19 protein-coding genes are annotated in these 18,130 nt (G+C 60.9%); 12 read left to right on the top strand and 7 right to left on the bottom strand.

What is annotated here, in order from left to right; genetic code table 11:
• Window positions 1-22: 22 nt before the first annotated feature.
• Window positions 23-292, bottom strand: coding sequence for a sel1 repeat family protein (locus KQ933_RS04100; protein ID WP_183805820.1), 270 nt, complete (start codon window positions 290-292; stop codon window positions 23-25).
• A gap of 429 nt (window positions 293-721) precedes the next feature.
• On the opposite strand from KQ933_RS04100, the gene KQ933_RS04095 reads away from it, so the two are divergent.
• From KQ933_RS04095 to amn, 3 genes are all read left to right on the top strand, one after another.
• The gene (locus KQ933_RS04095) at window positions 722-1,060 is read left to right on the top strand and encodes a DUF2147 domain-containing protein (protein WP_216758826.1); all 339 of its coding nucleotides are present in this window, start codon (window positions 722-724) and stop codon (window positions 1,058-1,060) included.
• 142 nt (window positions 1,061-1,202) lie between these two features.
• Entirely contained in the window at window positions 1,203-1,382 is a 180-nt protein-coding gene (locus KQ933_RS04090) for a hypothetical protein (RefSeq protein ID WP_216758825.1), read from the top strand.
• 85 nt (window positions 1,383-1,467) lie between these two features.
• Window positions 1,468-2,970 carry an AMP nucleosidase gene (gene amn, locus KQ933_RS04085; RefSeq protein WP_216757513.1) on the top strand — a complete coding sequence of 501 codons (1,503 nt, stop codon included), beginning with the start codon at window positions 1,468-1,470 and terminating at the stop codon, window positions 2,968-2,970.
• A 46-nt stretch (window positions 2,971-3,016) separates the two neighbouring features.
• Here amn and KQ933_RS04080 read toward each other — a convergent pair whose 3' ends face one another.
• Complete coding sequence (locus KQ933_RS04080) at window positions 3,017-3,184, bottom strand: hypothetical protein (protein ID WP_216757512.1); 168 nt, start codon at window positions 3,182-3,184, stop codon at window positions 3,017-3,019.
• 258 nt (window positions 3,185-3,442) lie between these two features.
• On the opposite strand from KQ933_RS04080, the gene KQ933_RS04075 reads away from it, so the two are divergent.
• The 4 genes from KQ933_RS04075 to KQ933_RS04060 are packed head-to-tail and all read left to right on the top strand — an operon-like array spanning window position 3,443 to window position 5,787.
• Window positions 3,443-3,793: a YciI family protein gene (locus tag KQ933_RS04075; RefSeq protein WP_216757511.1), complete on the top strand. Its 351-nt coding sequence runs from the start codon at window positions 3,443-3,445 to the stop codon at window positions 3,791-3,793.
• A gap of 11 nt (window positions 3,794-3,804) precedes the next feature.
• Window positions 3,805-4,164: a YciI family protein gene (locus tag KQ933_RS04070; protein WP_216757510.1), complete on the top strand. Its 360-nt coding sequence runs from the start codon at window positions 3,805-3,807 to the stop codon at window positions 4,162-4,164.
• A 2-nt stretch (window positions 4,165-4,166) separates the two neighbouring features.
• Window positions 4,167-4,526, top strand: a complete 360-nt coding sequence (locus KQ933_RS04065; protein ID WP_216757509.1) for a YciI family protein — start codon at window positions 4,167-4,169, stop codon at window positions 4,524-4,526.
• A 19-nt stretch (window positions 4,527-4,545) separates the two neighbouring features.
• Window positions 4,546-5,787, top strand: coding sequence for an RNA polymerase sigma factor (locus KQ933_RS04060; RefSeq protein WP_216758824.1), 1,242 nt, complete (start codon window positions 4,546-4,548; stop codon window positions 5,785-5,787).
• 7 nt (window positions 5,788-5,794) lie between these two features.
• Here KQ933_RS04060 and KQ933_RS04055 read toward each other — a convergent pair whose 3' ends face one another.
• Window positions 5,795-6,754, bottom strand: coding sequence for a lysylphosphatidylglycerol synthase domain-containing protein (locus tag KQ933_RS04055; RefSeq protein WP_216757508.1), 960 nt, complete (start codon window positions 6,752-6,754; stop codon window positions 5,795-5,797).
• 80 nt (window positions 6,755-6,834) lie between these two features.
• On the opposite strand from KQ933_RS04055, the gene KQ933_RS04050 reads away from it, so the two are divergent.
• Window positions 6,835-7,845: a glycosyltransferase family 2 protein gene (locus KQ933_RS04050; protein ID WP_216757507.1), complete on the top strand. Its 1,011-nt coding sequence runs from the start codon at window positions 6,835-6,837 to the stop codon at window positions 7,843-7,845.
• 1 nt (window position 7,846) lies between these two features.
• Window positions 7,847-9,337, top strand: coding sequence for a glycosyltransferase family 39 protein (locus KQ933_RS04045; protein ID WP_216757506.1), 1,491 nt, complete (start codon window positions 7,847-7,849; stop codon window positions 9,335-9,337).
• Here the strand turns inward: KQ933_RS04045 and KQ933_RS04040 are convergent.
• Both KQ933_RS04040 and KQ933_RS04035 read right to left on the bottom strand, forming a co-directional pair.
• Window positions 9,334-10,248 (bottom strand): phosphotriesterase, encoded by a 915-nt coding sequence (locus KQ933_RS04040; RefSeq protein WP_216757505.1) that lies wholly within the window; start codon window positions 10,246-10,248, stop codon window positions 9,334-9,336. The two genes, KQ933_RS04045 and KQ933_RS04040, sit on opposite strands and share 4 nt — an antisense overlap.
• A 45-nt stretch (window positions 10,249-10,293) precedes the next feature.
• A complete protein-coding gene (locus KQ933_RS04035) occupies window positions 10,294-11,661 on the bottom strand; it encodes an aspartate aminotransferase family protein (protein WP_216757504.1) in 1,368 nt (455 codons plus the stop codon).
• Window positions 11,662-11,736: 75 nt separating this feature from the next.
• Between KQ933_RS04035 and KQ933_RS04030 the strand changes: the two genes are divergently transcribed.
• Together KQ933_RS04030 and KQ933_RS04025 are read left to right on the top strand one after the other, a co-directional pair.
• Window positions 11,737-13,083: a glutamine synthetase family protein gene (locus KQ933_RS04030; RefSeq protein ID WP_216757503.1), complete on the top strand. Its 1,347-nt coding sequence runs from the start codon at window positions 11,737-11,739 to the stop codon at window positions 13,081-13,083.
• A gap of 165 nt (window positions 13,084-13,248) precedes the next feature.
• Window positions 13,249-15,027, top strand: a complete 1,779-nt coding sequence (locus tag KQ933_RS04025) for a diguanylate cyclase (protein WP_216757502.1) — start codon at window positions 13,249-13,251, stop codon at window positions 15,025-15,027.
• Between the two features lie 166 nt (window positions 15,028-15,193).
• Here KQ933_RS04025 and KQ933_RS04020 read toward each other — a convergent pair whose 3' ends face one another.
• Entirely contained in the window at window positions 15,194-16,138 is a 945-nt protein-coding gene (locus KQ933_RS04020) for a diacylglycerol kinase family protein (RefSeq protein ID WP_216757501.1), read from the bottom strand.
• Window positions 16,139-16,442: 304 nt separating this feature from the next.
• Here KQ933_RS04020 and KQ933_RS04015 point away from each other — a divergent pair, with 304 nt between their 5' ends.
• Window positions 16,443-17,675, top strand: a complete 1,233-nt coding sequence (locus tag KQ933_RS04015) for an MFS transporter (protein ID WP_216757500.1) — start codon at window positions 16,443-16,445, stop codon at window positions 17,673-17,675.
• On the opposite strand, the gene KQ933_RS04010 is transcribed toward KQ933_RS04015, so the two are convergent.
• Window positions 17,643-18,044, bottom strand: coding sequence for a helix-turn-helix domain-containing protein (locus KQ933_RS04010; RefSeq protein ID WP_216757499.1), 402 nt, complete (start codon window positions 18,042-18,044; stop codon window positions 17,643-17,645). The two genes, KQ933_RS04015 and KQ933_RS04010, sit on opposite strands and share 33 nt — an antisense overlap.
• Between the last annotated feature and the right edge of the window lie 86 nt (window positions 18,045-18,130).

The raw sequence follows: 18,130 nt of genomic DNA, 5'->3' as shown, positions 1-18,130 counted from the left end.
TTTGTTACCGGAGGGACGACGTTTAGTGGATCGTCATCCATTCGCGGGCGGCGCGCAGCGCCTCCGCAAGCTGCATCTTGCTCATCGTCGCGGCGACATCGGCGCGCAGCTCTGCTGCGCGGTCGTTGCCCTTGATCGCGGCAATATTCAGCCACTTGTGAGCGGCGATGAGGTCGATATTGCAGCCGCGGCCGGTCGCATACATCAGACCCATTTCGCAGAAGACATCGGCGCTGTTGTTGTCGCCACCCATGGTGGCCATTTCAGCATTGTGCATTTCAAAGCGTGCCATCGGTTCTATTCCTGTTTAGCCTGTTAAGACGTACCCTGTTTTACCTTTGGGCCTTGCCGTCTTCTGCGGCTTCCGGCCTCTCCGGTCCGGCGGGTTTTCCCCGCTCGTTTGATGGGTTCACTATGCCGAACGGCCTTCAAAAAACGCCTAAAATGCATGATTAATTTGACGCAAACAAAGTGCAAATGCTTGGTAAAATTGGATTTTTGTTAAACATCGGAATCCCTGGAAATTAAGGATTTTCGCGCACCTTTTACGAAAAATTAGGATTTGGAAATTGAGGAATTGTTGACCATGAAATCAGCATGGATCAGGCTGCCGACAGAAAAAGCTTTGCACAAAAGCCGGATTTCGGACCTTTCCCGCAGCGTATTTACCTTTACGTTCGCGTCAGTTATTTTCGCGCCAATCAGCTTCATGGAGGAAAAGATGATCCGTACTCTCGTTCTCGCCGGTGCGGTGGCACTTGCGGCAGGCCTTGCGCAGGCGGAAGAACCGATCGTCGGCAAGTGGAAGACGGTCGCCGGCGATATGGCAGTGATTGCTCCTTGCAGCGGCGGATACTGTATCACGCTCAAGTCGGGGAAATATGCAGGCAAGAAGATCGGCACGCTGGCCGGCACGGGCGGCAGCTACAACGGCGAGATCACCGACCCCTCCGACGACAAGACCTATAGCGGCTTTGGCAACATTTCCGGCGGCTCTCTGAAGCTGAAGGGCTGCGTGATGAACGTCCTCTGTAAAACGCAGACCTGGACTCGCCTTTGACGGGTCCCTCTTTAAGGGGACCCGTCTCTGAGGACCTTAGCCGGCCTCTGAAACTGAACGCCAAATGAACCGCCATCTCAGCACCCGTTCAGCCGCATCATGGCAAAACAGCACCATGAAAGGCGCATATCGGGGTAAGGACGTGGACGTGTTCATTCTGGCGAGACGGTTTACAATCATAACGCTGTTTGCGGCGATCTTCGCGATCTCGTTTTCGGCGGTGGTCGTGCGCACGGGCGGCGGCGGGGCACAGCAGTCGCATTTCGGCGCGAACTATACGTGCCTGGAAAGCAACGGCGGTTACTGCACCGCCATCCGCTGAGAGTTGGAAAGATATTGCGGAAAATATCTGGGTCTCAGCCTTTGCGCGTCGTTTGCTTGTTAAAAACGACTCTCTATAATGCCTCATGAGCAAACGAATCTCTCCCCTGTCCGCGTTCGACATTTTGTCGCCTCCCCCTTTCGAGCCGCAAACCTTTGATGATCCGGCAAAAGCCGTCGAGGCGCTGACGGCACTTTACGAGCGCAACACCTCCTTCCTGATCGACAGCTTCACGACGCTCGCCCAGGGTGCGCCGGTCACCTCCCGCTACCGGGCTTTCTACCCGCAGGTCAGCATCGAGACGACGAGCTTCGGCCATGTCGACTCCCGCCTCTCCTACGGCCATGTGACGGCACCGGGCGTCTATACGACGACGGTGACGCGGCCGAAGCTCTTCAAGCATTATCTGAAGGAGCAGCTTTCGCTGCTGATGAAGAGCCATAATGTGCCTGTCGTCGTCTCGGAATCCTCGACGCCGATCCCGCTGCATTTCGCATTCGGCGAAGGCGCGCATGTGGAAGCGTCGGCGGCGGCTTTCGTCGATATTCCGCTGCGCGATCTCTTCGATACGCCGGATCTCAACACGACGGATGACGAAATCGCCAACGGCGAGTATCTGCCGCCGCCGGGCGAGCCCTCGCCGCTTGCGCCCTTCACCGCGCAGCGCATCGACTATTCGCTCGCCCGCCTGTCGCACTATACGGCGACCGGTGCCGAGCACTTCCAGAACTTCGTGCTGTTTACGAACTACCAGTTCTACGTCGACGAATTCTGCTCCTGGGCGCGCAAGCTGATGGCTGAAGGCGGCGACGGCTACACCGCCTTCGTGGAACCGGGCAACATCGTCACGCTGGCAGGATCGAGCGTTCCGGAAACGGATGCCGTGCTTTCCCGCCTGCCGCAGATGCCGGCCTATCACCTCAAGAAGAAGGGCCATGCCGGGATCACCATGATCAATATCGGCGTCGGTCCTTCCAACGCCAAGACGATCACCGACCATGTGGCCGTGCTTCGCCCGCATGCCTGGCTGATGCTCGGCCATTGCGCCGGACTGCGCAACAGCCAGCGCCTCGGCGATTATGTTCTGGCGCATGCCTATATGCGCGAAGACCATGTGCTGGACGACGACCTGCCGGTCTGGGTGCCGATCCCCGCACTTGCCGAAGTGCAGGTGGCGCTTGAGGGAGCCGTTGCCGAGATCACCGGCTACGAAGGCTTCGAGCTGAAGCGCATCATGCGCACCGGCACGGTTGGCACGATCGATAACCGCAACTGGGAACTGCGCGACCAGGCAGGCCCGGTAAAGCGACTGTCGCAGGCCCGCGCCATCGCGCTCGACATGGAGTCGGCAACGATCGCCGCCAATGGTTTCAGGTTCCGCGTGCCCTACGGAACGCTGCTCTGCGTGTCCGACAAGCCGCTGCACGGCGAGCTGAAACTGCCGGGCATGGCGACCGCCTTTTACCGCACGCAGGTGAACCAGCACCTGCAGATCGGCATCAGGGCAATCCAGAAACTCGCCGCCATGCCGCCGGAAGCGCTGCATTCACGCAAGCTGCGCAGCTTCTTCGAGACGGCGTTTCAGTAAGATATCAGGCGCGGCCCGGCCTTGTCCGCCGGGCCGCGCACTGTTTTCAAGCGCTTGCGGCAAGCTGCAGCGCTGCGATGAGGCCGGCAAACGCCGCCAGCGCAATCCCGGTCCTGACCAGCATCTTTATCACCTCGGCATTCTCAAGCGGCGGCATCTCGCGTGCGCCGCGTGTGACGATCAGATGTGCTATTCCGAATTCAAGCATGCTCATTGCTCCATCTCCTCGATGTTGTCGATGGAGCTTTGTCGAGCGCTGCTCCGGCCTTTCGACATTCAGGCCGCTTAAAAGATATTTTTCTTCCCTGTCGAAAAACGCCTAGGCTGTTCGTCTCTAAGCATCGGCCCGAAAATCGAGATAGATCTTCGGAAAGCCCGATGCGTAGATTCAAAGATTTAGAGCGTCCTTTGTGCGTCCGAATGGACGCACGGCGCTCTAAGGGCTGTGAAAGCACAGCATGGAGGACAAGGGATGAAATATCTTTGCCAGGTCTGGTTCGACGGCACGGTGCTGTCGGCCTTGTCTCAGGAAGAGAAGAACAAGCTCGGCCGGGATTCGCTCGCCTATGACCGCGATCTTGCCGACAGCGGTCATATGATCGTTGCCCAGGCGCTGCAGTCGCCGCAATCGGCGGTCACGGTCAGGGTGCGCGGCGCCGAAATGTCGGTCACCGATGGCCCCTTCATCGAGACGAAGGAAGCGCTCGGCGGCTTCATCCTGATCGACGCCAAGGATCTCAACGACGCGATCCGGGTTGCCGCCGGCATTCCGCTGGCGAAGCTCGGCGCGATCGAGGTTCGTCCCATCCATGAATTCGGCTGAGGAGTCATGCCATGAAGTTTCTGGGCCAGGTCTGGTTCGATACCGAAAAGAGCAGTCAAGTTACCCGCGAGGAGTGGGATGCAGTCACGCAGCAATGCATCGTCAGCGACGACCACTGGCGCGACAGCGGCCATATGCTGAGCGCGCTGGCGCTCTATGAGCCGGAGCAGGCCGTGACGCTCAGGGTTCGCAACGGCACTGTCGCCGCGACGGACGGTCCCTTCGCCGAGATCAAGGAGCATCTCGGCGGCTTCGTGGTGATCGACGCCAAAGATATGGAGGAAGCGAAGGCGATCATTTCCACCTTCCCGATCCTCAAATATGCATCGATCGAGATCAGGCCTGCCTATTCGATCAAGGATGGGAGATAGCCATGCGGTTCGTCTGCCTCATCTATAATTCCGCCGATACCGACGGCACACTCAGCCAGGCCGAGGGCGACGAGCTCGTCAGGGCACATTTCCAGTATGACGAGGAGCTTGAGCGCAAAGGCATCATGATCCATTCCGATGCATTGGAAGGCCCCGACAGCGCCTCGGTCCTGAGGGTGCGCCATGGCATTCTGTCTTCGACCGACGGCCCCTATGTCGAGACCAAGGAACATCTGGCCGGCATCTACATCATCGAGGCGGCCGATCTCGAAGATGCACGCAATGTCGTTGCGGGCATTCCGAGCGTCCGGGTCGGGGCGGTCGAATTGCGGCCGGTGAGACTGCTCACCCTGCCGCAATGAGGGCTGGCCCTTGAGACAGCTGATCGGGGAACAGGTGATCGAAGAACTCTACAGGCAGCATTCGCGCCGGGTTCTGGCGACGCTGATCCGCCTGCTCGGTGATTTCGACCGGGCGGAGGAAGCGCTGCACGATGCCTTTGCGGCGGCGGCGCGGACATGGCCGGTCGACGGCATGCCCAACAATCCCGTTGCCTGGCTGGTTTCGACCGGCCGCTTCAAGGCGATCGACCATCTGAGGAGACGAGCGCGCTTCAACGCCTCGCTGCGGCATATTGAGGACGGGCTCTACCCTGGTGGCACGGAAACGGAGATCGGCGACATGGAACCGATCGAGGACGACATGCTGCGGCTGATCTTCATCTGCTGCCATCCGGCCCTTGCGGCGGATGCGCAGATGGCGATGGCGCTGCGCGAGGTCTGCGGACTGACGACGGAAGAGATCGCCCATGCCTTTCTGGTGCCGGCGCCGACGGTCGCACAACGCATCGTGCGCGCCAAGAACCGGATCAGGACGGAAAAAATCCCCTATGAGGTACCTGTCGGAGCCGAACTGCCCGAAAGGCTCGACCGGGTACTGCATGTCATCTACCTCGTCTTCAACGAGGGCTATTCGGCATCCTCGGGCAGCGCGATCGTGCGCTCCGACCTGACGGCAGAGGCGATCCGGCTGGCGCGGCTGCTTGCCGCCCTGCTGCCGCATCCGGATGTTACTGGCCTTCTGTCGCTGCTTCTGCTGCAGGAATCGCGTCGCGCCGCCCGGCAGGATGGTGATGGCGCGCTGGTGCTGCTTGCCGATCAGGATCGCTCCTGCTGGGACCGGAGCAAGATTTCCGAGGGGCTGGCGCTGCTTGCAAGCGCCATGCGCACGCCTGAGATCGGCATCTATACGGTTCAGGCGGCAATCGCGGCGGAGCATGCGAAGACAGGAAGCATCGAGGAAACGGACTGGCGGCGCATCGCCTTCTACTACGACCTGCTGATATCAGCCCATCCCTCTAATATTGCGGAGCTCAACCGCGCGGTGGCGATTGCCATGGCCGATGGGCCGGAGAAAGGGCTGGCGCTCGTCGATGCCGTCATGGGCAAAGGGGAGCTTTCGACCTATCACCTTGCCCATTCGGCGCGGGCGGATTTCCTGCGCCGGCTCGGACGCAGGGCCGACGCGATTGCGGCTTACGAGACGGCGCTGACACTCTGCCGGCAGGAGCCGGAACGGGCCTTTCTGCGCAAGCGCATCTTGGAGCTTACGGCATCGTCTTGAGGCGCGGTCAGGCCTTGCGGCGGCCGAGCGGCAGCGAGATGGCGGTGCCTGCCAGGGCGGAAACGATGATGAGCAGATGCGCGCTGACGCTTGCCTGCGCCAGCGCATCCAGGGCCGACCGTTCGCTCGATGCGCCGAAGGCGATGGCACCGGCGGTGATGCCGGCCGGATAGGTGCCGACGCCGCCTGGCGCATGCACCGGCAGGACCGAGGAAAGCTCGCCGCCGAGCGCGCCGCCGAAACTCGCGGCCATCGGCAGCACGCCCATCAGGCCGAGTGCCCACGCGAGCACGAGCACCTTCACCAGCCAATTGACGATGGTCATCGCCCAGGCGCGTGCAAAGGCAACGGCATCGAAAGGCAGTCCGTTCTCGATTTCATGAAGCAGCGCCTGCGCCTTGCGCGGCAGCAGTTTCCCCCCGAGGCGCAGCAGCGGCATGCGGGCAGCGAAGGCGAAAACCGGCAGGAACAGGAAGAGCACCCAGACCAGCCAGGCAAGCGCGGCATTGGAGGCGGCCGCCGCAACGCCGAGGCCGGCGGCGGCCAGCAGCGCATGCAGGTCCAACAGCCGCATGACCAGCAGGGCGGAGGTGCCGCGCGTCAGGGGAATGCCGAATTCCGTGCGCATCAGCACCGGAAAGCTGGTCTCGCCGGCGCGGAAGGGCAGCATGATGTTCAGAAGGTTATGGATCTGCGTGACGCGAAAGAGCGTTGCGAAACGGCCTGCCGTCTCGCGTGGAAAATAATCGTAGATGCGCCATGTACGCAGGAAATAGGTGCTGGTCAGGAGTATCAGCGCGCCGATAACGGGCCGAGGACCGACGGCAGCCCATTGCTCCAATATGACAGCCCAGCCCCAGAACCATTCGATGAAAAGCGCATAGGCTGCGACGATTGCGACCGTCAGAAGGGTCATGCGATTGCGCAGAAACCAGGATTGCCCGCTTTCAACACTCGGGGTCTTCATGTATCAGGCTTCCTAAGTTTGGCTGCGGCGGCTGGTTTTCACCGGTCTTCCATTGCCGCGCCTTTTAGGAGAAATGAAAGTTGCAGACAACGGTAGAGTCCATTCGCAATGCGAATGATCAGATACAACCGCTCGAGCTGTCGCTGGTCGTTCCTGTTTTCAACGAGGAAGAAAGCATCGGCCCGCTCGTCGAGCGCATTGCCGCGGCCATGGCCGACTATCCGCACCGCTGGGAACTGATCCTCGTCGACGACGGCAGCACGGACGCAACGCTCGTCAATGCCCGCAAGTTCGTCAATCGCGAGGGGCTGACGCTGCGTATCGTCGAGCTGCAGCGCAATTTCGGCCAGACGGCCGCCATGCAGGCCGGCATCGACACGGCGCAGGGCCGGCTGATCGCCACCATGGACGGCGACCTGCAGAACGACCCGAAGGATATTCCCTCGATGGTCTCGGAGCTGGAACGGCGCGAACTCGACCTGCTCGTCGGCTGGCGCAAGAACCGCCAGGACGGCCTGCTGCTGCGCAAAATCCCTTCGTGGTGCGCGAACTACCTCATCGGCCGCATCACCGGCGTCAAGCTGCACGATTATGGCTGCAGCCTGAAGATCTACCGTGCCTCGATCATCAAGCAGGTGAAGCTGATGGGCGAAATGCATCGCTTCATCCCGGCCTGGGTTGCCGGCGTGGTGCCGAGCTCGCGCATCGGCGAAATGGCCGTCACCCATCACGCACGCCAGCACGGCATGTCGAAATATGGCATCTCGCGCACTTTCCGCGTGATCCTCGACCTGCTGTCGGTGATGTTCTTCATGCGCTACAAGGCGCGTCCGGGGCATTTCTTCGGCTCGCTCGGCCTCGGCCTCGGCGGCCTTGCAGCGCTGATCCTCCTCTATCTCGGCATCGACAAGTTCATCATGGGCAATGACATCGGCACAAGACCGATGCTGATGGTCGGCGTCGTGCTGCTGCTTTCTTCGGTGCAGATGATCACGACCGGCATCCTGGCCGAGATGATCGCCCGAACCTATTACCGCGACGACGCCTCGCCGAACTATATCGTGCGCCAGATCTTCTCCCGAGAAAGCTGACGTGCAGGGCCTTTTCAGCCGCCGGCCCAATCTGATCCTGGCGGTGCTCGGAACCTATTTTCTGCTCCACCTGATCGTGCGGCTCAGCATCCCCAATGCGCTGGAGCTGGATGAGGCGGAGCAGATGCTGCTCTCGCAATGGTTCGCCTTCGGCTATAATTCGCAGCCGCCCTTCTACAACTGGGTGCAGTACGGCGTGACATCGCTCATCGGCGTGTCGCTGTTTTCGCTGTCCCTCCTCAAATGCACGATGCTGTTCCTGTCCTATGTCTTCTACTGGCTTACGGCGCGGCTGACATTGAAGAACAGCAGCCTGGTGGTGATGGCGACGCTCGGCCTGCTCACCATGCCGCAGATCGTCTTCGAGGCGCAGCGGGACCTGACGCATTCGGTGGCGACGATCTTTGCCGGCTCGCTGTTCCTCTACGGCTTTTTGCGCACGCTGAAGTCGCCGTCGGCCATCTCCTATGCCATCGTCGGCATTGCGACCGGCATCGGGATGATATCGAAGTATAATTTCGCGCTTCTTCCGGCCGCGGCATTCGTCGCTGCGCTGATCGATACCGATTTCCGCAAGCGCTTGCTCGACCGGCGGCTGATACTGACCATCGTGATTTCGATCGCCATCGTCACGCCGCACGCAATCTGGTTCCTGCAGCATTTCGACCTTGCCGTCGATCGTACGCTGCACAAGATGACCGGTGACGAGGAGAGCTTTCTGGCGCAGGTATCGACCGGCATTTCTCGCTTCATCTCCGCAATGGTCGGCATCGCCGGCGTCTCCGTCGTCATCTTTCTGGCGCTCTTTGGCAAATCGCTGCGGGCAATGTGGCGCGCGTCCAGCCGCTGGACAAGAATGGCCGGTCGTATCCTGCTGATCGAAATCGGCGCCATTGCGCTGATGATCCTGCTTGCCGGCGTCGACAATGTCGCCGACCGATGGCTGACGCCGCTCTTCCTCATCCTGCCGCTCTATATTTGCATGAAGGCAGACAGTGCCGAGGTCGACCCGGCAGTACCCTTGCGTGCATCGCTGGCGGTGAGTGGCGTGATCATGGGTATCGTGCTGGCCGTGCTCGCCACGCGCGCCTATTACGGCCCGCTCTTCGGCAAATATCAACGGCTGAACATTCCCTATGCCAGCTTCGCCGAGACGATCCGCAAGGAAATCGGCGGCGAGCCGGGGCTGATCGTCGGTTACGACCCGCATCTCGACGGCAATATGCGGCTGCAGATGCCCGACACCCCGGTGCAGTCCTATTTCTATCCGGACTTCAAGCCGACATTCCAGCTGGATGCAAAACATCCCGTCGTCTTCGTCTGGCGCGACGACAAGGGCGGGACGCCGCCCGCCTGGCCGGATTACTATTTCAAGGATGTCATAGCGCAAAACGGCTTGAAGCCGCCTGAAATCCATGTCGTCGCGCTGCCCTACATCTACGGCCGGCCGGGCGACACCTATCAGTTCGCCTACGCGGTGGCTTATCCCTAGCGTGCGAATGCGTCGAAAGGATTGGCCTCTGTGAGTTGGCGCACCGTGTCCCTGCTCGCGCCCGCGATCTCAAGCATTGGCAGAAGACTCTCGACAAGGTGCGTATAAGGCCTCGGGGTCCCGCCACCCGGTTGCGCCGGATCATACCAGCCGAGATCGTGGCTTATCAAAAGACGCTTGCCCAATCCTGCTTCAAGGGCATCCATTATCAGCGCAACCACGTCTTCATCCGGTGCCCTGCCGACGTGGTCGTATTCGATCCACGCGCCGCGTTCCACCAGTGCCTTGTGAAGCTGGAAGTCCTTTTCCTCCTGGGTATGAATGGATATGAACCGCTCGGCTGCGCAACCTTCTGACTGAAGGATGTCCAGCTGCTCCATCACGACCCTTCCCCGGATCGTGTGCGAGCCGATGACCGCACCGGTTCGCACGGATGCTCTTGCGGCTGCACGCAGGATGCGGGCCTCCAGTGGCGTAATGCCATCGTCGCCGGCGCTCAGTTTTATCCATCCGGCTAGCACGCCGGTATCTTCGATGCCCTCGGTAAGCTCAGCCACCATCCATTGTTCGAGATCGACGTCGCTGGCTTCTGCTACCCAGCTGGGTATCCATGGTTCGCGATAGTTGCCGGTCGGCACGACGATCGGAAAGTTGGCGGCCTTCGATACGGCAAGATCAATATCTGCACGTCTTCCAACGCCCCCTGTGGTGCATTCGACGAGCAGTGAAATGCCTTGTCTTTTGATTGCCTCTATTTGTGGGACCATCAGCGCCACGACATCGTCTACCTCCGCCTTGGCGTAGCCGGGCCGGTCGGGGGTTCGGAGATCGACAAACACATGCTCGTGCGGAAGAATCATGCCGAGTTCTTCGCGGCGTTTTGGTCCCAGAGTGGTGTAGATCTGCTTCATTGGTTGAGATCCCCCCAAATGATCGACGTTCAATGACGGTCGTCGCTAGCCGCGGAGTTCCTTCCAGGCTGCGTCCAGCGCGATCTTGGCGATGCTGGCCATCTCGTCCACTTCCTCGTGACGGATGACGAGCGGCGGTGAGGCCAGCATGCGGTCGCCGGTGGCGCGCAGCACGAGGCCGTTTGCGAGAGCGTGATTGCGCACCAGCGAGCCGATCGGATCGGGCTTTTCGAAACGGGTGCGGGTCTTCTTGTCGGCGGCAAGCTGCAGACCGCCCATCAGGCCGATGCTTTGCGCCTCGCCGACGAAATCATGATCGGCGAGCGCGGCCCATTTCTTTGCGAAATAGGGGCCGATATCGTCGCGCACGCGCTCCACCAGTTTCTCCTCCTCGATGATGCGCAGATTTTCGAGCGCGGCGGCAGCGCAGACCGGATGGCCGGAATAGGTGAAGCCGTGGTTGAAATCGCCGACATCGTTGATCAGCACGTCGGCGATGCGATCGCTGACGAGCACGCCGCCGATCGGCAGGTAACCCGAGGAAAGCCCTTTGGCGATCGGAGCAAAATCCGGCTCGACGCCGAAATATTGATGGCCGAACCATTCGCCGAGGCGGCCGAAGCCGCAGATGACTTCGTCCGTCACGAGCAGGACATTGCGCGCCTTGCAGATGCGGTCGATCTCCGGCCAGTAGGTCTCCGGCGGAATGATCACACCAGCCGCACCCTGGATCGGCTCGGCGACGAAGGCGGCGACATTCTCCTCGCCCAACTCATCGATCTTGGCGTCCAGCTCGCGGGCGACCTTCAGGCCGAATTCGGCGGGAGAAAGATCGCCACCCTCGCCATACCAATAGGGCTGGCCGATATGGACGATGCCAGGGATTGGCAGGTCGCCCTGCTCGTGCATGTATTTCATGCCGCCGAGGCTGGCGCCGGCAACCGTCGAGCCGTGATAGCCGTTGCGCCGCGCAATCACCATCTTCTTCGAGGGCTTGCCGACGGCTGCCCAATAGACGCGGGCCATGCGGAACCAGGTGTCGTTCGCTTCCGAGCCGGAGCCGGTGAAGAAGATATGGTTGAAGCGCGGGCCAGCCTTGGACGTCACCTTCTCCGCGAGCAGCGTGGTCGACGGTGACGTCGTGCCGAAGAAGGTGTTGTAGTAGGGGAGCTCGTTCATCTGACGCGCGACGGCATCGGCGATTTCCTTGCGGCCATAGCCGATATTGACGCACCAGAGGCCGGCGAAGCCATCGAGATACTTTTTGCCGTTGTTATCGAAAATATGCACGCCCTCGCCGCGCTCGATGATGCGCGTGCCGTCGGCATTCAGCTTCTTCATGTCGGAGAAGGGATGCAGATGGTGGGCGGCATCGATGGCTGCGAGGTTGGACAGCGGGTAAGTATCGGACATGATTGGACCTTCGGATTGAAAGGCTTTCGGCGATGGTTTACGACCTTGGCCTTCTGCGAGAGGATTTTCAAGGTCATGGCGAACAAGGGCAAAGAGGTTGAGCAGGGCGATCCGCGTTTCGAGATCCTTGTTGTCGGTATGAACGGCGATCTGCGCGGCAAACAGCTGCCGCTTTCGGCCGAAAAGAAGGTCTGGGCGGGCGATATCCGCCTGCCGACCTCGACGCAGTCGCTCGATATCTGGGGCGACGACAATGACGATATCACCGGCCTGTCGCTGACGATCGGCGATCCCGATGGCAATCTCATTGCCGATAGGCGCAGCCTTGCGCCGATGCCCTGGGCGCCCGAAGGATCCATCCAGGTGCTCGCCACCATGCACGAATTCGACGGCAGCCGCAGCTTCATGGATCCGCGCGGCATTCTCGCCTCCGTTGTCGAACGTTATGCCGAGCGTGGGCTGACGCCCGTCGTGGCGACGGAATTGGAATTCTACGTGATCGAAGAGAACTGGCGCGAGACGGGCGTGCCCTCGCCGCCTGCAAGCTTGACCTATCGCGGCGATCCGAACGGCTTCCAGCTCTATGACATGAGCGCCGTCGATGCGCTCGACGACTACCTGCGGACCCTGCGCGCCTATGCCAAAGCGATGAACCTGCCGGCGGAGGCGACGACGGCCGAATTCGGTCCCGGCCAGTTCGAAGTGAACCTGCTGCACCGGCCCGATGCCCTGGCGGCCGCCGATGACTGCCTCTACCTGAAGCGCGTTGCCGAGCAGGCGGCACGCAGACACGGGCTGAAATCGACCTGCATGGCCAAACCCTATTCGGATCATGCCGGTTCCGGTCTGCATGTGCATGCGAGCATCATCGACAGGGACGGCAACAATATCCTCGATGCTGCCGGAGGCGAACCGACCCTTCTGAAATCGGTGACGGCAGGCATGCTGCAGACCATGCATGAGGCGCAGCTCGTCTTTGCGCCCTTCGCCAATTCCTACCGCCGGTTCCAGCCTGGCTCCTTTGCGCCGACCGACCTCACCTGGGGCACCGGACATCGCGGCACGGCAATTCGCATTCCTGATACAAACGGGCCAGCGGCGCGCATCGAGCATCGCGTGGCGGGTGCCGATGCCAATCCCTACCTGCTGCTGGCGGCCATCCTCGGCGGCATGCTGCTCGGTCTCGACGGCGATCTCGATCCCGGCGAGGAAACGACGCCCGCCTATACCCCACCGGGCGCGAAGCGGCTGACGCATGATTTCCTGACGGCGGTCGAGATCTTCCGGCAGTCGGCCTTCATCGCCAATATCTTCGGCGACAAGTATCAAAAGTTGTATGGCGATACGAAGTACAAGGAAGCAATAACGCACCTGCGCACCGTGTCGGATTTCGACTATCGCACATATCTCGCGCGCCTGTAGTTAATAGAGCCCGTCACATCACTTTCACTTGGGAAGTTTTCTTAACCCTGTTGGCATTATCGATGATCTATACTCGAAATCGGTAATATATTCCCGATATCAGCATGTTCAATAAACCGGCAACGGAGCCGGCGCGGATAACGGGACGGGAAAGGGATCGGTTTGATGAACCGCATCACTCTTGAGGGAAAGCTGCTGTTTGCGACCGTCATCGTCGCCTTTCTCATCCTTGTTCTGACAGCGAGCGCCCTCATTCCGACCTATGAGAGCTACCGTTCGACTTATGACAGTCTGCTTGCAGTGGAACGCTTCCGCCAGGTTTTGGAGGCTGGCACCCAAGTGTCCGCGGAACGTGGCCCGGCCAATGATATCATGGCGATCGAGCCGGACAGCAGCGCCCCGGCAACGGAGCGCCTGAGGTTCTTCCGGCGCAGCAGCGATCAGGCTCTCGAGGCTCTCGACGAGCCGTTTGCCGTCGATGTCTCCTCCGCCCTGCCCGGCCTGCAGAAGGCGCTGGCCGATACCAGGGACCAGCTTCGCAAAGCTCGCGAGGCCGTGGACCGGGTTGCCGCAACGCCGCTTGGCGAGCGCCGGCCGGAGGATGTCCAGGCCGCGATCGGCGAAATGATCGAGGTGATTGAAACCTTCCAGGCTGTCGTCGACTGGCATGTGGCGGCCTTCACGAGCCGCCAATCGGAACTGACTGCTCCGTTCCTGACGGGGCGAATGATCAGCGACATGCGCGAATATGGCGGCCGGGCCGCCTCGCAGATCATGGGGCCGATCGCCACGCGCCAACCGCTCCGCGACAGCCATGTCACCGATGCCAGCCGCACCATCGGCCGGCTTCTGGAATTGCGCACGCTGATGCAAGGCCAGAAGATCGTCAGCGATAACGACACGCTGTCTGCCGACCTCATGAAGGATGTCGATGCGATCTTTTTCGGATCCGGCCTCGACCTCGTGAAGATCCTCATCGAACAAGGCAAGATTTCCGGCGACTATTCGATCTCTGCCGTCGATCTGACGCGCAACTATGTCCCGACGCTGCAGCCGCTGGCGCGGCTGCGCACGATCTTCCTCAACGATGTCGTGAAGCGCTATCGGACCCAGCATGACACGGCCTCCTACCGTCTGGCCGTCATTGCGCTCATCACAGCCTCTGCGCTCGCAGTGCTGCTCGCCCTCGTCCGCTCCATCCGCCTTCATATGCTCGATCCGCTGCTGACGGCGCGCAGACAGATCATCGCGCTTGCCGAGGGCAGCGCCATGACAAACCTTGAGACGATCTCCAAGGCACCGGAGATGCGCAGCCTGTTCGAAGCACTGGAACTGCTGCGCGGCAAGCTTGACGAACGGGCCGAATATGAAGCCCGGCTGAAGGCGCAGGCCGAGAAAGATGGGCTGACCGGCGTCTGGAACCGCCGGGCGCTGGAAGGCTTCGGCAATGCGCCTTCGGAGCGCGAGGAAGATGTCTGCCTGATGCTGATCGACATCGATCACTTCAAGACGGTCAACGATACCTATGGCCATCTGACGGGCGATGCCGTGCTCATCGAAATTGCGTCACGGCTGCAGGGTGCGATGCGGCCGACGGATATCGTGGCGCGCTATGGCGGCGAGGAGTTCGCCGTTCTCGTTTCAACATCGGATCTTTCGAACACCGTGGATTTTGCCGAAGAACTGCGCAGCCACATTCAGGCGCATTTCATCCGCGACGCGGAAACCGGTATGGATCTCTCCATTACCGTCAGCATCGGCGTCGCCTCCGGCCAGTGCGGCGCAAATGGCTGGCGCCAGCTCATCGCATCGGCCGACGAGGCGCTTTACTGCGCCAAGAAGAAGGGACGCAATCGCACCTGTGTTTTCGGAGACGAGGCGGACCGGGATATCGTCGAAGGCGCTCTCATTCCCTTCAGAGCCAGGCGCACCGCTGCGCTTTAGAGCCTTTCATGGTTAGATTGAAGCATTCTGTCGGCTCAAACGGAGTCGGATGGTCGACCGGCCGGCGCGCGTCGTAGCCCAGATCTACGGCCAAGCCGGCCGGTCGATCAGACGGCCCGTTTCAGCCGACAGAATGCTTCAATCTAACCATGAAAGGCTCTAAGCGTCAGGCCGCCGGCTCGCGCCGCTCCCTTTCGCCTTCCTGTGCAGCCAATCCCTGCTTGACCAGCACCTTCAATTCACCCGGATGCAGCTTGATCGTGATATCGCGCTCCAGCGGCAGAAGCTCGCCATCCATGACGCAGTTCGCCTTGGCGCGCAGCTTCGGAAAGTGCAGATTGACTTCGGCCGGATGCATGACCATGACCGCATCGTTTTCGCGGAACCTGCCACGCAGCATGTCGATCGCCAACCGTGCGACGCCGAGCGGTTTCAGCGGTTTTGCCGTATAGAAGCCAAGCTCGCCGCTGCGCAGATTGTCGGCATAGAGCAGCGCGTTTTCGCCGAAGGGATTATTGGAGACGGAGATGGCGGAGACGCGGCGGGTTTCCTTCATGCCGGCCGCCTCGAACTCGACCTCGAATTCGGGCGGGTTGAAAACAACGCCGAAAGCTGCGCGGGTGCTGGCGCGCATCTTTCCGAGGCGGGAGCGGTAGCTGTAGGAATTGCGGTAGCGCACCATGCGCGCATGCAAGCCGGCGGAGAACTGGTGGACGAACGGCCTTCCGTTGGCACTGGCGATATCGATATTGTCGAGCTCGCCGAAAGCCAGCACGTCGAGCGCCTGCCAGATATCGAGCGGCACTTTCAGCGAGCGGGCAAAGAGGTTCATGGTACCGGCCGGCACGACGCCAAGCGCCACGCCGTTCCTCCAGGCAATCGATGCGGCCGCCGAAATTGTGCCGTCACCGCCGCCGGCAACGATGCCGTCGATATCGTCGCGCCGAGCGGCACGTTCCATGGCGGGAACAATCTCGCCGCCGGAAAAGACGATCGCTTCGAAATCATGCCCGGCCTCACGGAAGACCTCCTCCGCGCGCTTCTCGTAAGCCTGCATGTCCGTCGTTCTGAAGGTACCGCCGTCGCGATTGAAAAAGCCGACGAGCTTCATGAGGTGCTTGTTTCCTATCCTCGCTGTCCCTGCCCTCAAGAGATGGTTGATGCACCTGCGATTTCAAGCCGTATGGTTGGCACAGCTACATCGCCGAAACGCAAATATTGCAATGGACGTATGCAGATAGCAGGACGCTGCACTGCAAAAAAAGCACTCGACGCTCCCGGTTTCGCGTTCAATAGATGGGATGCTGGAGATCATATCTCCGCCTCCCGCCATTTCTGACCATCAAATGCAAATGACCGGCCCTGCGCGTCCCGCCAGCGGCCGTCGCCAAGCCCAGATCCTCCGAGGACCGCCCGTGAGCCAGGTTGCCGTCAACGATTCCATCGATGATTCTATCGCTTCCGGGCCGGAGGCAGGCCTTCCCTCTTCCATGACCGTCGCGCTGGTGCAGTTGGCACTCGCGGCTGGCGGTTTCGGCATCGGTACGGGCGAATTCGCCATTATGGGTCTGTTGCCTAATGTGGCCGATACCTTTTCGGTCACGACACCGCAGGCAGGTTATGTCATCAGCGCCTATGCGCTGGGCGTGGTGATCGGTGCACCCGTTATTGCTGTGCTCGCGGCCAAGATGGCACGACGCACGCTGCTGCTCTGCCTCATGCTGCTCTTTGCCGTCGGCAATATCCTGAGCGCCATCGCGCCGAGCTTCGAAAGCTTCACGGTGCTGCGTTTCATCACCGGCCTGCCGCATGGCGCCTATTTCGGTGTGGCGGCCCTCGTCGCGGCCTCCATGGTGCCGGTGCATCGCCGTGCGCGGGCCGTCGGCCGCGTCATGCTCGGCCTGACGGTCGCCACCCTGCTCGGCACGCCGCTCACCACCTTCTTCGGCCAGGCGCTGGACTGGCAGGTCGCCTTCCTGACCGTCGGCATCATCGGCCTCGTGACGGTCGCTCTCATCTGGTTCTACGTGCCGCATGACAAGGTTGCCGAAGGGGCAAGCGCGCTGCGCGAACTCAGCGCCTTCCGTCGCCCGCAGATCCTGTTGACACTTGGCATAGCGGCGGTCGGTTATGGCGGCATGTTCGCCATGTTCAGCTATATCGCTTCGACCACGACGCAGGTGGCAATGCTGCCGGAAACGGCTGTTCCTTTGATGCTCGTGCTTTTCGGCATCGGCATGAATGCCGGCAATGTCATCGGCTCCTGGCTGGCGGATAAATCGCTGCTCGGCACGATCGGCGGTTCGCTGGTCTATAATATCGTGGTGCTGACGATGTTCTCTCTGACGGCTTCCAACCCCTACATGCTCGGGCTTTGCGTCTTCCTCGTCGGCTGCGGTTTTGCCGCCGGTCCGGCGCTGCAGACGCGTCTGATGGACGTCGCGGCCGATGCACAGACGCTGGCTGCCGCCTCCAACCATTCGGCCTTCAATATCGCCAACGCCATCGGCGCATGGCTCGGCGGCCTGGTCATTGCCTGGGGTTACGGTTTCGCAGCAACCGGCTATGTCGGCGCCGTCCTGTCTTTCCTCGGCCTCTTCGTCTTTGCAGCGTCCTTACGCCTGGAGCTCCGCAGCCGGAGCGCCTAAGGCCCTTGCGACACGCAGTTCCCGACCTTCCGGGCTGCAGAAGACGAATTCATCGCCCCAGGCGGCAAGAGCTCGGATCACCGGTTTCAGCGTGGAGCCGAGCGGTGTCAGAGCATATTCGACGCGCGGCGGCACGACCGGGTAAACTGTTCGTGAGATCAGGCCGGATTCTTCCAGTTCGCGCAGCTGCTTGGTCAGCATGCGCTGGGTGATGGCTGGCAGATGGCGTCTCAGCTCGTTGAAACGCAAAGTCCTGTCCATCAGATGGAAAAGGATTACGCCTTTCCACTTTCCATCGAGATAGGTCAGCGTCGCCTCCACGGGGCAACCCGGAAAATTCGTGACCAGTTTGGCGCGCGGGCGTGACATTTACAGTATCCTTTTTGGTACTACGTACAGAATTTGTGCATTCTTGCGTTGCCGGAACATAGGTCGCATCTAGCTCTCGTGCAATG

This window comes from Rhizobium sp. WYJ-E13 (assembly GCF_018987265.1).
GTDB lineage: Bacteria > Pseudomonadota > Alphaproteobacteria > Rhizobiales > Rhizobiaceae > Rhizobium.
Note: the sequence above shows the minus strand (reverse complement) of the source record. Positions and strands in the feature narration are given on the sequence as shown.